The following is a 14542-nucleotide window of genomic DNA, read 5'->3' on the forward strand; positions in this document are numbered from 1 at the left end:
GCGCCGGGGTGTCCCGGGCGCCGCCCCCTCACACGTACGAGCAAGCCCACAGCTCCGGCGCACGCATGACCAGGCCCATGGCTCCGGCATCAGCCGAACCAGCTCACCTGCACCACCACGATCCGCTCCCCGCGGACATCCGTCAGACGGTCGAACATGAGCAACCCCCTGCTCTCGGTCCGCACGCCCGGCCCCGGTCCCGTGTAGGCCGCCCCCTCCAGGAAGACCATCGACTCGCGGACGGCGATCTCGTTGGCCAGCCGCTCGACCTCGGCGCGCGCCGCATCCGGGAGCCCGTCCAGCAGGTCGTCCTGAAACGGCTCCCAGCGCCAGTCAGCCACCGGCGACCTCACGGTGCGCGGCCCGCACGATCTCACCGGCCTCGCGGATGGCGCGGTCCTGGCCAGTTATCAAACCAAGCATCCGGAAGGGATTGCGGTGAATATCTGCATTGAGGTGGAAATCCTGATCCAGTTCATGAATCGGCGAGCCTGGCATCTGGTCCGCATGGTGAAGCTGAAGACGGTCACCAAGTCGATTCGGGCGAAGTCCACGAGTTCCACGCCCAATGTCGTTCTTCGCCCAGGGGCCATTCACCCGTGCGGCCTCATCCGCCGGGCCATATCCCGTACCTTCCGCGCCGTCATAATTCCCCAGTTTGGGGCAGACATTGTGTACGAGAATTGGCGTATTTCCCGCCAGCACATAGTACGTGTGCTACGCGGCACCCCTCTACCTGCTTTTATGCAGGTCAAGCACGGTTTGCTGATCCTCATCGAACTGGCGCGCCGAACGTGAGCCCGTGGGGCTTTCGCGGCGCCTATACCAGCAACACTGATGAGAAAGTCACCTTGGTCTCCAAAGAGTCCAATTTCATCGCAAAGCCTCACCCATTGGTCCTGCACCTCGAGAAGATGTCCATTCGCCTCTAGTGCGCGAATCCGAGCTGCGGGCTTAGCTCCACCACTGATAATTGGACGCCACGCTTTCATGGGTTCCGGAGCTTCCCCCGACCATGCACAGTAGATATCAGATTCGGACTCAGGGCAACCAATCAGCCCGATGCGCCCGGTCTTCTCCGCCGTTGACCACGTAGGTCACCGCCTCGGTAAAGCTCGAACCCAACTCCCAAATGGTGTGCGTCCCCACGGCAATAACCTGACCGTCAGCCGCAACATAAGACCTAAATTGCACGGACCACATTCCGAGGGGCGAGTAGTTCTGGCCAAGTCGTTGAGACAACAGGACAGCTTCGTCAAGGGCATCGATGCAGGCGTCCACCGGATCGACCCGTAGGGACGATGCAGGAACACGAGCTGCGGAGCTTTTGATCACCAATTCCCCGAATTCTTCCCATACCCGAAGGGCGGTTCCATTCAACTGAAACCCGGCCCCCTCAAGCAAATTAACCGAGGAAGTAATGTCAATTCGCCTATGCGGAAACCATCCAGCTACAACCAAAGCCCTCACGACTGAAGGATCGCCGTCTCCGAACATTCCGCTCAATTGCTCCACGTCCCGAATGTTTTCCTGATCACGACCTGACACGATTCCTCGCACGGGTCGAATGGCACACCACTCTCCAATGGAGACCCTAGGGGCCTTACTCGCAGCGTTCTAAAAGATCCGCCGAATATAGCCGAATCACCTTCCGCTTTCTGCGCCTCATTCATAGCGCAGATCTCCGAACACGTATCACGCCCATTGGCACCCAGGACGTCATCGAGCGCACTTCCCGGTTCAATTTCAGTATCTCCCTGGGTGCGCCCCCAATAGGACCTTCCAGAAGGTGACGTGTACTCCGTGACAAAGTCAGGGGTTGTCGCCTGATTATGTCCGCGATTTGCGTTGGCGTAATCCTCTAGCGTATGTCCATCCTGAGCTGGGCCAGGTCTCGGATCGGGCCCACAAGCGTTGTGGACCAAGATCGGGACGCCGCCCGCCACAACATAGTACGTATGGAGCCGTGCAACGGTGAGGTTGTAACGCTCGGCCGCCCCTGGGATTTTCTGGACGGCGGTTATATAGACCTTGTGGTTGTCCTCGGTGGTGAGGGCGTGATGAGGCGTGAGCTTTCCGGCCGGCACCCAGGCCTGGACGGTCCGGTCCCAGAAGGGGTGTCGGGACGTGGTGTGCAGGGTGGCGGTGTGGCCATCGGGGGTGCGAACGGTCACGTCGACGAGGTCGTGGTCACGGTGGACCCAGGTGGCGGTGACGCTGTGCGCGCCCTGGTGTTTGCCAGTCTTGGGGTCGGCCGCTTCGACCTTGTCACCGGTCTTGATCTGACCGATCGGCTTGGTCTTGCCCTTGGCCAGGAGAACCCGCGTGTCCGGCGAGAAGCTGCACTTCCCGGCGGATCGCGGCTTGGCCGGCTCGGTACCGGACGATCCCGTCTCGGGCTTGCTGGGCTTGGCCGCCGCGGCGTCCGCGTCCTTGGTCGCCTCCTCCGCACGGGCGTGCGCGTTCGCCCGCTTCAGAGCCGCGAGGTCCTCCGCCTGGGCGGCCGCGTCGTCGAGGGCCCTGGAGCCCGCGCCGGCCGCTGCGGCTGCGTCGCCCCCAGCAGCGCCGATGGCACCGTCGACGTCACCCGCCGCACCACGCTCAATGGTTCCGGGAACGCTGCCGTCGAGGCCACCGCCGGAAACCACCCCGCCGGCCACCTCGCAGGCCTGATCGTGCTGTGGTCCGCTTCCGGTGATCCAGGTCTCGCAGACGACGACGTCGAGCGCCGATTTGGCGATGCCCAGGACGATGTTGGTGAGGAAATTGTGGGCGTGAGGAACAGAGGGGTAAGGCCCTGGGGTCGGAGTCGGTCCTGGCGAGGGTGAGGGAGTCGGTGATGAGCCGCCGGAGCCCTGGCTCCCGCTGCTACCGCTGGAGGTGTCAGTGCCGCCGCTGCCACTGGTAGACGTTGTGCCGGTGTGCTGCCCATAGCCGTCGCAGATGTCCTTCGGACACAGGCCCGATGGATCGGAGGCCGTCGTCGGGTTGTCGGCCGCGTACGTATAGCCACCCATCTGATTGGGATCGCCCGCCTGGAAGACCGGGTCGGGGGTGAGGAAGCGGCCGAGGACGGGGTCGTAGTTCCGGGCGCCGAGCAGGTCCAGGCCGGTGGCCGGGTCGCCCGGCATTCCGAGGAAGCCGTGGTTCTCGTCGGCGGAGACCCAGGTCGAGGGCTCCGTGCCGCGCGGGTTGCCGTACGGGTCGTAGAAGCGGCGCGTGGCAGCCAGAGTCGACGCGTCGACCGCCGTCGTCGCCGTGCCCTGGGCGTTGGCGACCTGGTAGGTGACGCCACCGGAGGACGAACGCGTGATCCTCGTGCCGTCCGGGCCCGCGTAGTACCGCAGCGCCGTGCACGTCTTCGCCGCCACGTCGAGCGTGAGCTGCTCGACGCCGCCGAAGAGATACAGGACGCGGGTCTTGTCCGTGCCACCCACCGACGCCGTCTGCTCCAGCAGGTTGCCGTCGGCGTCGTAGAGGTACTTGCTGGTGCGGTCGGTGGCACCGGACGGGGTCGACACCGTCGCCGTACGCCCCTCCGCGTCGTACGTGAACGTCTGCGTCTGGCCCGCCGGCAGCGCGCCGGCAGCGATCGTCGACCAGTTCTGGCCCTTGCCGCCGCATGCGGTCAGCGTCAGCTGAGTGGCCTTGGTGGCGCTGGCCGCCGGGTCCGACAGGCACATCGTGTTCTTGGCCGCGTTGACCAGGGTGCCGGTCGTCGTGACCCGCCACTTCTGGGTGGCGTCGGTCGAGCAGGTGTCCACCACCACGCCCGTCCCGGAAGCGGTGGCGTTGCCCGCCGTGTCCAGGCACAGCCCGGCCGCCTTCACCGTGCCGTCGGTGCCGATCGTCCACTTCTGTGCCGTGGCGGTCGAACTGCAGGTGTTGACCTCGACCTTCGCCCCGGAGCCCGTCTCCTCCACGCACAGCTTGCCGCCACCCGAGAGGGTGAACGCCGTGGCCAGCGGACCCGTGAAACCGGTCTTGCGCGTCAGCGTGTTGCCCGCGTTCTTGCCGTTCGCGTCCGTGTACGCCGGGGTCTGCGTGGCCGACCCCGTGCCCGGGTTGCTGATCGTGGTCGCGCCCGCCTGGTCGGGGTGGGCCGCGGATACCGTGCCGTCGGTGCCGGGGTACGACGTCGCCTGCGTGGTGTCCGCGAGCGCGTTACCCGTCGTGTCGTGGTCGACCGTGCCCGTGCGGTCGCCGAGCAGGTCGTAGGTGTACGTCTCCCAGTACGGCGCCGGGCCGCCCACCGTCTTCGTCTTCACCGGCGCGGCGGACGTCTGTACGGAGGCGGTCGTGCAGCCGCCGACCGAACCCACCGGCGCGCTGCCGGAGTCGGTGATCCCCGCGGTGTCCGTCCAGGCGGCGGTCAGCCGCTGGAAGGAGTCGTAGGTGAAGCACTGGGTGTCGTGGGCGGTGTTGTTCTGGAGGTCGTCGGCGGCGGTCAGCTCACCGGCCCGGTTGTAGCGGTAGTTGACGACGTCGAGAGCCGTGCTCGACGTCTGCACCATGCTGCTGTTCTGCGTGACGCGGCCGGTGGTGGCGTCGTACTGGGTGAAGGTGGCCAGTTCCTTGCCGTTGGGGCCGTAGTTGGTCTGCAGGACCCGGCCGAACGGGTCGTGGACGGTCCCGTCGAGGTAGGAGGGCGTGTTGGCGGGGCTGATGTCGCCGCCGAAGCCGTCCAGGTTGCCCTGCTGGGTGTAGCCGTAGCCGATGCGTTCGCTCGGCAGTCCGCCGTCGGCCGCGTACTGCTGTGTGTTCAGCAGTCCCACGCTCGGCGTGTACGTCGACGTGGTCGTGTACGTGACGGTCCCATTGCTCGTGGTCCCCGGGAAGCCGTCGGCGGCCGGGACCGTGAGCGTGGCGCCCAGCGGCTGGTAGGCGGTGTTGTAGCCGGTGACGGCCTCCGTGTACGCGCTGCCGCTCGCCCCGCCGACGTACCGGGTGGAGGAGGTCGGGTACCCCTTGGCCAGGGTGTCGAAGACCCGGGAGGTCAGCTGTTTGGCCGGGTCGGGGGTGGCCGACCAGGCGGCGGCGTACTCGGAGGTGAGGCGGTTGTCCCAGTCGTAGCCGTACGACAGCACCTGGCCGCGCGGGTCGGTGGTCTGCTGCAGGTTGCCGAGGACGTCGTACTTGTCGAAGGTCGTCGTACCGGTGTCGGGGTCGGTCTGGGTGGTCTTCTCGCCGAGCAGGTCGTAGCCGTACGACCAGGCGTTCCCCGCGGTGTCACTGACGGTGTGGACCTGCCCGGCGGGCGTGTACGTGTACTGGGTCGTGGAGTCGGCCGAGGCGACGGCGCCCGCCGTGCCCTGCTTCCACAGCACCGTGCTGTTGTCGCTCGCGACGATGACGGCGGTGGAGTCGGCCCGGACCCGGAAGGTCGCGCCGGTGGTGGCGGTGAGGCCGCTGCTCCATTTCGAGGTGCCTGAGGCGGTGTAGACGCCGAGGTTGCCGTCGGTGCCGAACTGGGCGTAGGCGCCCGGGTTTCCGCTCGTCCCGCTGGACCAGAGGGTCTTGCCGGTGGAAAGGGCGGTGAGCACCAGATTGCCGTCGGCCTGCATGGTCAGACGCACGGTGTTCGAGGTCAGCGAAGTGCCGGACGGGATGACGCTGCCACCCTTGAGTGTGACGGTGGCGCCGGTGTTCTTCACGACGGACTTCACCGTCTGTCCCAGGGCGTTGGTGAAGACCGCGGTCGAGGACCCCCCGGCGGGCGGCGTGGTGTCGGTCTCGTCGGCGCCCTTGTACGTGGTGGAGGTGTCCCACTGCTTGACGGCCTGGTGCCACAGTGTGCTCGTGGTCGCCCGGCCCTGGCCGTCGTACGTCGTCGTGGTCTCGGCCGGGATCTCGTTCTCGTTGGCCGCGTAGAGCGTGGTCGAGGGGTACGCGGACGGTTCGGAGTACGGGGCGTACGAGGCGCTCGGCCAGCCGTGCGAGTCGTAGAAGGTGTCGGCGATGATCCGGCCGGAGTCGGAGTCGCCGTCGGCGGTGGTCTGGGTCTGGCGCGGCTGGAGCATCCCGTCGTAGATGCTGATCGCGGTGGAGTAGGTGCCGTCCTCGCGCAGGGTGCGGGTGGTGACGGCGGAGGGGTCGCCGGGCTTGGTGATGGTGCCGCCGGGGGCGGGCACGGCCCCCGGGTTGATCGAGTACGCGAACGTCATGTCCGCGGACTGCGTCTTCTTGTCCCGGCCGGGCAGCCAGACAGCGGTACGGCGGCCGAGGGCGTCGTACGTGATGTCGGTGACGCGGTTGTTGGCGTCGGTGTTCTCGGCCGTGAGGCCGCGCAGGGGGTCGAGGACGGAAGTGACCTTCCAGCCCTTCTGGTTGGTGGAGACGATGCTGGTGGGGTTGGTGTTGCCGCCCGCGTCGCTCCACTTGGGGAGGTAGTCGGTGTGGGTGCCCTTGCCGCCGGTGGCGTCGAGGGCGTCGGTGACGCGGCCCGCGCCGTCGTAGGCGATCCCGCTGGTGGTGCGCCAGTTCTCGGTGCCGTCGGTCGCGAAGCCCGTGGCGATCCGGGTGGCGCTGACTTTGCCCTGGCCGACCTTCCCGAAGGTGCCCAGGTCGGTGAGGGAGCCGTCGCCGTCGTAGTAGATCTGCTTGTCGGAGATCAGGGTGTCGGCCTTGACCGCGGTGCCGCAGGGCCCGGCGACCGTGGTGGTCCGGTCGGGGTAGGCGAGCAGCATCCCGTTGGCACCCGACGGGTCCGCGTACGCCGTGGTGGTGCACTTCTCCTGAGCCGCCACGGAGACATCGCCGTGCGCGTCCACCGTCTGGACCCGGCCCTGGTCGTCGTACGCCGTGTCGGTGCGCGTGTGCCGCCAGGTTCCGTCGGCGAGCAGCGCGTAGCCGTGCGACTGGCCGGACTGAATCCGGCGGGCGGTGAGATCGGGCAGGGTGGCCTGAGCGGGCTTGGTCTCGCCGGGGTGGTCGTCCTGGGTCCAGGCGGTCCAGGAGGTGCGGTCGGCGTGCGCGGTGGTGGTGAAGGAGAACGGCCCGCTGACGGTAGAAGCGTTCACGGTGCCGCCGGCCGCGGTGTAAGTGTCGGACTGCACTGCGGTGCCGGCGAGTTGATCGGCGTCCGTCACTGTCTCGACGGTCTTGCCGCCGACCGTCGCGTCCACGCTCACCGAGCGGCGCGTGCCGTCGGCCTGGTAGTCGCCGTCCATGCCCTGGAGGTAGGTGGTGGTCCGCTGGGTGACCGGCTCGGGCGCCTTGCCGGTCTGCACGGTGACGGTGCGGAAGCCGCGGAACTGGTCCCAGGTGCGGTACTGGTCGTCCGTCTGGTCGGAGTCGTCGCGATGCCAGGCGGGGCCGGAGTAGCTGTAGGTGGAGACCTGCGCCTCGGACCCCGCCGGGATCTTGGAGGAATCCGGGTTGTACTGGGCGGCGATCGTCAGGTCGGCGACGGTGACGCTGTGGACGGTGGTCTTGTTGAACCAGTCCGCGATCGGCTTGGAGGCGCCGGGCACCGTCCAGTACACGGGGTAGCAGGAGTTGGTGTTCGAGTCGGCCTTGTCGATCGACAGCGACTTGCCCGCGCACGGGTTCTGGTTGTACTCGACGGTGATGGACTCACCGGTCTCCGTCTGGACGCTGGAGATCCGCGGCCGGTAGAGCGGCGGGGCGGACGGCGATTCGTCGTTCACCCGGTTGTCGATCTCGGTGCCGGTGAAGGAGACCTGGTTGAGGGCGAGGTCGCTGTTGCCGTTGCCGTACGTGCCCTTGCCGGTGTGGCGGATGGACTGCAGCCACATCACGGCCTGGAGCGAGCCCGCGTCCTTGGGGTCGACGGTGGTACCGGTGACCGGGTCGACCGTGCCGCCCGCGTCGGAGAACACCTGTCCGAGGTCGTAGCTGTCGACCGGGACCAGCTTGTCCGTGGTCCCGTCCTTGACGTGGACCTTGGTGGTGATGCTGTCCAGCCGGGTGGTGGACCAGAAGGTCGGCGACGAGACGATGCACACGTCGGTCGGCACCTTGGTCGCCCCGTCGGGCAACTTGGTCTTGTCGGTGGAGTCGCAGTGCAGGTCGTAGGGGACGTCCGGCCAGTGGGGGGCCGTGTTGTCGTCCAGGTTGCCGGCCGAGCAGTCGGTGAAGGAGGAGGTGGCCTGGCAGCGCTGCTGGGAGGTGAAGGCCACCTGGGCGGCGGGGGTCCGACCCGCCTGCTCGTCGTCGAGCGTGTAGCCGTACGAGATGGAGGCGAGGGTTCCGCCGCGGGTGTACGAGGTGAGAGTGCCGGTGTCGTCCGTGTTGCTGGACGCGGCCGCCTGGCCCCCACCCAGGTCGTAGTACCCGCTCTCGGTCGTGTAGTCGAAGCGCTGCACGAACCCCTGGGGCGAGACGACGAAGTCCAGGTTCCAGCGCCAGCCCTCGGGCTTGTCGCAGCGCGACTTCTTGCCGTTGGTGTCGCTGTGACAGGGATCGGAGGAGCGGGGGTGCAGCACCGGCACACCCCACGCGGAGTGGGTGGTGTCGTCGCCGGAGTCGGAGCCCGCCTTGCCCGCGGGACCCGGGGCGGTCGGGGCATGATCGGCGCCGAAATAGGCGGCGGCCCCGTCCGTGGTCAGGACGCGGTAGTAGACGCCGTCGTGCAGGCCGTTGGCCGCCCCGGACAGCTCCTGTACGACAGTGCCGTCATCGCCCTGGAGTCTGAACTCCTTGATCTCGCCGGGCGCTCCGGAGGACGTGGTCGGCACCAGCACACCTGAGTGCGAGCCAAACGACACGGTGGCGTTGTCACCGGCCCAGCACTCGTCGCCCGAACCCTTGAGGATCTTGTTACCGTCGGAGTCGAGCAGCGAGCCGCAGGAACGGTACGTCCGCTCCACGAAGCCCGGCTGGTAACTCCAGCCGTCCCCGATCCAGGACGCCTGCGAGTTGCGCGCCGAGGTCTCGCCGTCGACGGACTGCGAGTCGTACGACAGCGCCACGCCCGGGCCGGTGTCTCCGACCGCCGGGGGCACTTCGATCGGGTAGGAGTACGTGTACGAGCCGGTGCCCGAAGTCTGCCAACTCCCGGCCGGGGTGAGCGAGGTGGCCGCGTAGTCGCCCTGGGAGCCCCGACTGCCCGAGGTGACGGCGAGCGCCGAGTCGGCCGTGGTGGTGGCGGTGATCTGCTGGGCGGCGGCACGGTTGGCGAACGGCACGGCCGTCCGGGCGCGGCAGGCGGGTTTCTGAGGAGTGGTCAGAGCGCAGGCGGGCAGTCGGGACAGGGACAGCCGGGCGCCGTAGCCGCCGCCGTACGCCTTGGCGACGGACGAGTAGTCGATGACGACACGGACTTTGCCCTTGGCGTCCTTGCCACTGCGGCTCAGGCCGACCAGGATTCCGGCGTCCGCCCCGGCTTTCAGCGCTTGCGCATGCGGGGCGACCTGGACGCGTACGGCGTCCGCGGCGCGGGTTCCGGTCGCGGGCGCCACCCATACCGGAAGCGAACCTGCCTTGACCGGCCGCCCGTCGAGCGCGACGGTACGCGCTCCGGCGGTCGGCCAGGCGGGGCTCGTCGCGCGGTAACGGGTCAACGCCCGGTAGCCCCGGGGGTGGACCGCCTGGGGACGGCGCAGCGCGTGGTCGCCGACGGCGGGCGTGGTGGGCAGCGCCTTGGGCTTCCAGACCTTGCCGTGGAAGACGTACGGCCCGATGCCGCCCTGGGCGACAGCAACGGTCACCAGCAGGGCCATGGTCGCAACCAGGGCGGAGACGAGCGTCAGTGTTCTTCGGCGCACACCCACGTGTGAAGTCCCCCCGTATGAAACGGCTCTGGCGAGCCGTCAGGCAAAGGTCACGTGGTCTGCGTGATCCGGAAGGGGACGTTATGGAGCGCTCTTACCGATCTCAATACTCTTTGCCATTGCCATGACAACACTGTGATTATCTTTGACATTTTCTGTGTACTTTTTGTGTCCGGGGGAGCGAACATCAGTGCCACGTAGCGTCACTTCGGTGCGGCGGATGATCGCAGATCTCGTGTCTGCCCTGTCCGTCGCGCGAAGGGGTTGTTCCGTGCCGTCGTCATCCGCCAGCAGACCGGCGTTCCGCAGACTGGCGCTGTTCGCCGCGCTCTGCTCCCTGTCGCTCGGCACGCTCACCGCGCCGGCCTCGGCCGTCACCTCCACGGACCCCGGCGACACGGCAGATCCGCTGCTCGCCGCCCAGGCCCGCGCGGTCGCCGACGGTACGGACGTGCCCGTGGACGCGCTCACCAGCGAAACCGACGCCGTGGTGGCCCATCCGGACGGCTCGTTCACCACGACCACCGGCGTCCTGCCGGTCAGGGTGCGTGAGAACGGTGACTGGGTGCCGGTGGACGCCACGCTCGTCGCAAGCTCCGACGGGACCTACTCCCCCAAAGCCACCCCGAGCGGCGTTCACCTGTCCGCCGGCGGCAGCGGCCCACTCGCCACGCTGACCGACCCCGCCGGGCACAGCATGAGCCTGACCATGCCCTTCGCTCTTCCGGCCCCCCAGGTCAGCGGTGACACGGCGCTCTACGCCTCGGTGCTCCCAGGCGTCGACCTGTCGGTCACGGTGACCGACCAGGGCGGTTTCAGCGATGTACTCATCGTGCATGACGCACGGGCCGCCGCCGATCCCCGAGTCGCGAAGCTCGCGGTGGCGACCAGCACGCAAGGACTCGACCTCGCCTCCACCCCCTCCGGCGGCATGGACGCCACCGCGCCCGACGGATCGGTGTCGTACACCAGCCCGCCACCGCTGATGTGGGACTCCAGCACCGGTACCGACGCCGGTGCCGGTACTCAGGCACGACGGGCCGCGTTCGTACGCCCCGCCACCGACGGCTCCCCCACCCCCGCCTCCTCGGTGGACGGTCCCGGACCCGGCGCGCAGATCGGCCGCGTGCCCATGAGCACCACATCCGACGGCCTCACCCTGACCCCCGACTCCTCCGTCCTCGCGGGGCCCGGCACCACCTACCCCGTCTACATCGACCCGTTCGACAATCCGGTCGTCAGCAAGTCCGGCGCGTTCGACGAGCTGTACTCCAGCTCCCAGTGCTCGGGCGCCCCGCAGTACAACAAGCCACAGACCAACGGCGAGGGCGTCGGCTACCAGCGCTGGGGCGGCGCCTGTGGAGTCGGCCTGGAACGGTCGTACTACGCGGTGAACACCAGCGGGCTCGCCACCTCGATGAAGGTGATCAAGGCCGAGGTGACAGTCAGCACCACGTTCGCGGCCAGCCTCGACTGCTCCCACGACCAACCGATCACTCTGCACACCACCCACGGCATCAACGAGAACACCGACTGGGACCATCGCCCGGACGTCATGGACGACGAGGGCTACGCCCCGGTCAAGACCACCGTCCCCAGCGGCGCCAACGGCAACAGCAACTGCAGCAACTCCACCGCCACTTTCCGGGTCGACGACCAGATCCAGAAGCTCATCGGCACGGGCTACGACACCTGGACCATCGGGCTGTACGGCGACGAGTCCAAGACCAGCTCCAACGACGACTACCTCCGGATGTCGCAGGTCCTCACCCTCACCACGAGCTTCGACATCCCGCCGGACACCCCCACCAAGTCGCGCACCACGCCCAAGCCGCTCGGCGCGGACGGCGACTGCGTCACCGGCAGCGGTGCCATCGGGTGGATAGGCGCCACCACCTACGACGACGCGGGCAGCAACATCCAGCTGCACTCCACCGTCATCACCCACATCAAGGGCGAACACGCCGAGGCGCACTACAACGTCTGGGACCGCACCGACCTGGACAAGGACGGCAACCCGGTCTCCAAGTCCACCCCGGACAGCGGCATGGTCGCCTCCGGCCAGGACGCCGACGCACGGATCGGCTTCACCCTCAAGGACGGCCACGAGTACGGCTGGGACGTCTACGCTCAGGACAACTCCGCCATCCGCCTGAAGTCGGCCGTCAGCGACCACTGCTGGTTCGACACCGATTTCACCCCGCCGCAGACTCCGGCCGTCGCCGACAACCCGCACTTCCCGCCGGTCGGCGGCGGAGTCGCCGACACCTACGCGGGCAGTGGAGTCACCACCGACTTCTCCGTCTCCGCCGCCGACGGCTCCCCGGCCGACACCTGCAATCCGGCCGGCTGCAAGTCCAGCGGCATCGACCACTTCCTGTGGCAGTTGGACAGCCAGCCCACCGCCACCACCGGCCACACCGCCAAGGTCACATCCGCCGACGGTGCCACCGCCGTCGGCACCGTGACGATCCCGGTCACCAACTGGGGCGTGCACACCCTGTACGTCGCCGCCGTCGACCGGGCCGGCAACATCTCCCAGAGCCCGGCCGGCTACACCTTCACCGCGCCCTGGAACCCCAAGACCAAGATCTCCCCCGGTGACGTCACCGGCGACGGCAGTCCCGACCTGCTCGCCACCACCAGGACCGGCGCCCTCGAGCTGATCCCCGGCGACAGCGACCCCGCCCAGACACCCGCACCGGCGCAGGACGGACCCGTCACCGGCACCCCGCCCGCGATCACCGGCCCGGTCATCGTCTCGACCGCCGCGGGCCCGCCCACCGGGACCTGGAGCGACTACGTGATCGCCCACCGCGGGAACCTGCACGGCGACACCCACGACGACCTGCTGGCGTACGGCCGTAAGACCCACCAGCTGTACGTGGTGAGGAACGACCTCGATCCCAAGGTCGACACAGCGTTCCCACGCACCCCGGACTCGACCTTCCCCGGCTTCGTCGACCGCCGGTACGACCTGGTGATCAAGGACGCCTGCGAGTCCACCGACACCGTCCCGGCGGACCGCTGCGCGGACGCCGGATACGACCCGACCAGCCCCTGGGACATCTCACAGATGGTCGTCGCGGGCGACGTCTACGGCAACGCGGACCACCCCGCCGTGATCACGGTGGAGAACAACAAGCTGTGGATCTACCAGACCTACGGCGACGCCCACCTGGGCCACCCGCGACTGCTCGGCGACGGCGACTGGTCCGGCCTGACCCTGACTGCCCCCGGTCGCGTCGGCGGCACCTTCGCCGTTGACACCGACGGCAACGGCAGGGTCAGCCGCGGCACGCCCACCCTGTGGGCCCGCGACGACACGTCCGGAACCGTCTACACCTTCCCGATCGACGTCGACGCCTCCACCTCCCTCTCCCTGCCGAAGCTGCTCCACGCCCCCGTGCGTACCGCGCTGGCCTCCGCCGTCAAGACCGGCGACGGGAGTTCGGTGTGCCTGGACGACGCGGGCTCGCACACCGCCGACCACACCAAGATCCAGGTGTATTCCTGCAACGGTTCCGCCGCCCAGAAGTGGGTCCTGCACGACGACGGCTCTCTGCGCGTCCTCGGCAAGTGTCTCGACGTCACCGGCGGCGGCACGGACAACGGCACGCTTGTCCAGCTCTACACGTGCAACAGCAGTACAGCGCAGAAGTGGACCACCGGCGCCTCCGGCAGCCTGGTCAACCCGCAGTCCGGCAAGTGCCTGGACGATCCGGGCGAGAGCAGCACGAACGGCACCCAGGTCCAGCTCTACACATGCAACGGCCACACAGCCCAGAACTGGACGAGCAGTGCCGCCGCCGGCTGGAATGCCCACCCCGCGACGGGCCTGCCCATGGTGCTGCGCGCCCGCGACTACCCCACCTTCGCCTCCCCGGGTGACGTCAACAGCGCCACCGGCGGCCCCGACGGCAAGCCCGACCTCTACGCCACCGACACCGCCGGCCAGCTCACCGAATACCCCGGCGCCACACCTGCAGGCACCACCGCCACCTTCGCCGATCCCGTCTCACTGGGCAGCGTCACCGACACCGCCACCCACAGCTGGAACCTCGACGACGGCACCGGCATCACTGCCACCGATCCCACCGGCACCCTTCCGGCTACCCTGACCGGTGGCGCCGCCTGGTCCACCGACGCCGACCGCGGCACCGTCCTGAGCCTGAACGGCACGGCCGGCTACGCCACGACGAACGCCCCTGGCGTCGACACCAGCGGCAGCTTCACCGTCTCGGCCTGGGTCAGGCTCAACTCCCTCACGGGCGGCAACTCGACCTTCGTGTCGCAATCCGACGCCCCGTCCGTCGGTGCCGCCAACGGCTTCCAGCTCTATTACTCCGCCGGCTCGGGCGTCTGGGCCTTCGGCCGCCACAACGACGACACCACCAGCACCTCCTTCACCGCCGTCTACGGCGCCAAGGCCGTGGCGGGCAAGTGGACCCACCTGGTCGGGGTCTTCGACGCGGACGCCGGTCAGCTCCTGCTGTACGTGAACGGCCGTCTGTCCGCCACGAAGGCCTACACCGGCACCGACTGGAACGCCGTCGGCCCCGTCCAGTTCGGCCGCCGCCTCTACCAGGGCGCGTACGGCGAATACGCCGACGGCCGCCTCAGCGACGTCCGCCTCTACCCCACCGCGCTCCCCCCGGCCGACGCGGCGGCACCGGGCGGCAACGCGACCCTCACCCAGCTCGACTGAGCGAACGAGCCCCGGACTCCGCCCCCGTAGGTAACGACTCTGTTGCCTCGGGGGCGGTTTCTCTTGACGCCTCCGCGACCCGCGGCCTACCGTCCTCCCA

General features: G+C 68.4%; 5 protein-coding genes. 2 read left to right on the plus strand and 3 right to left on the minus strand.

From position 1 onward, the window contains the following. Positions 1–89: 89 nt before the first annotated feature. Complete coding sequence (locus ACFVWD_RS30855; RefSeq protein WP_389600806.1) at positions 90–341, minus strand: hypothetical protein; 252 nt, start codon at positions 339–341, stop codon at positions 90–92. Positions 342–354: 13 nt separating this feature from the next. Here ACFVWD_RS30855 and ACFVWD_RS30860 point away from each other — a divergent pair, with 13 nt between their 5' ends. Then, complete coding sequence (locus ACFVWD_RS30860; protein ID WP_389600808.1) at positions 355–798, plus strand: hypothetical protein; 444 nt, start codon at positions 355–357, stop codon at positions 796–798. A gap of 243 nt (positions 799–1041) precedes the next feature. Here ACFVWD_RS30860 and ACFVWD_RS30865 read toward each other — a convergent pair whose 3' ends face one another. Further along, on the minus strand, positions 1042–1515 hold the full coding sequence (locus tag ACFVWD_RS30865; protein WP_389600809.1) for an SUKH-3 domain-containing protein: 474 nt from the start codon (positions 1513–1515) through the stop codon (positions 1042–1044). Then, on the minus strand, positions 1503–9728 hold the full coding sequence (locus ACFVWD_RS30870; RefSeq protein ID WP_389600810.1) for a ricin-type beta-trefoil lectin domain protein: 8226 nt from the start codon (positions 9726–9728) through the stop codon (positions 1503–1505). The genes ACFVWD_RS30865 and ACFVWD_RS30870 overlap by 13 nt, the downstream gene beginning before the upstream one ends. 277 nt (positions 9729–10005) lie before the next feature. On the opposite strand from ACFVWD_RS30870, the gene ACFVWD_RS30875 reads away from it, so the two are divergent. Further along, entirely contained in the window at positions 10006–14442 is a 4437-nt protein-coding gene (locus tag ACFVWD_RS30875; RefSeq protein WP_389600811.1) for a LamG-like jellyroll fold domain-containing protein, read from the plus strand. Positions 14443–14542 lie beyond the last annotated feature (100 nt).

Origin of the sequence: Streptomyces sp. NPDC058086 (assembly GCF_042885015.1) — a bacterium.
Taxonomy (GTDB): domain Bacteria; phylum Actinomycetota; class Actinomycetes; order Streptomycetales; family Streptomycetaceae; genus Streptomyces.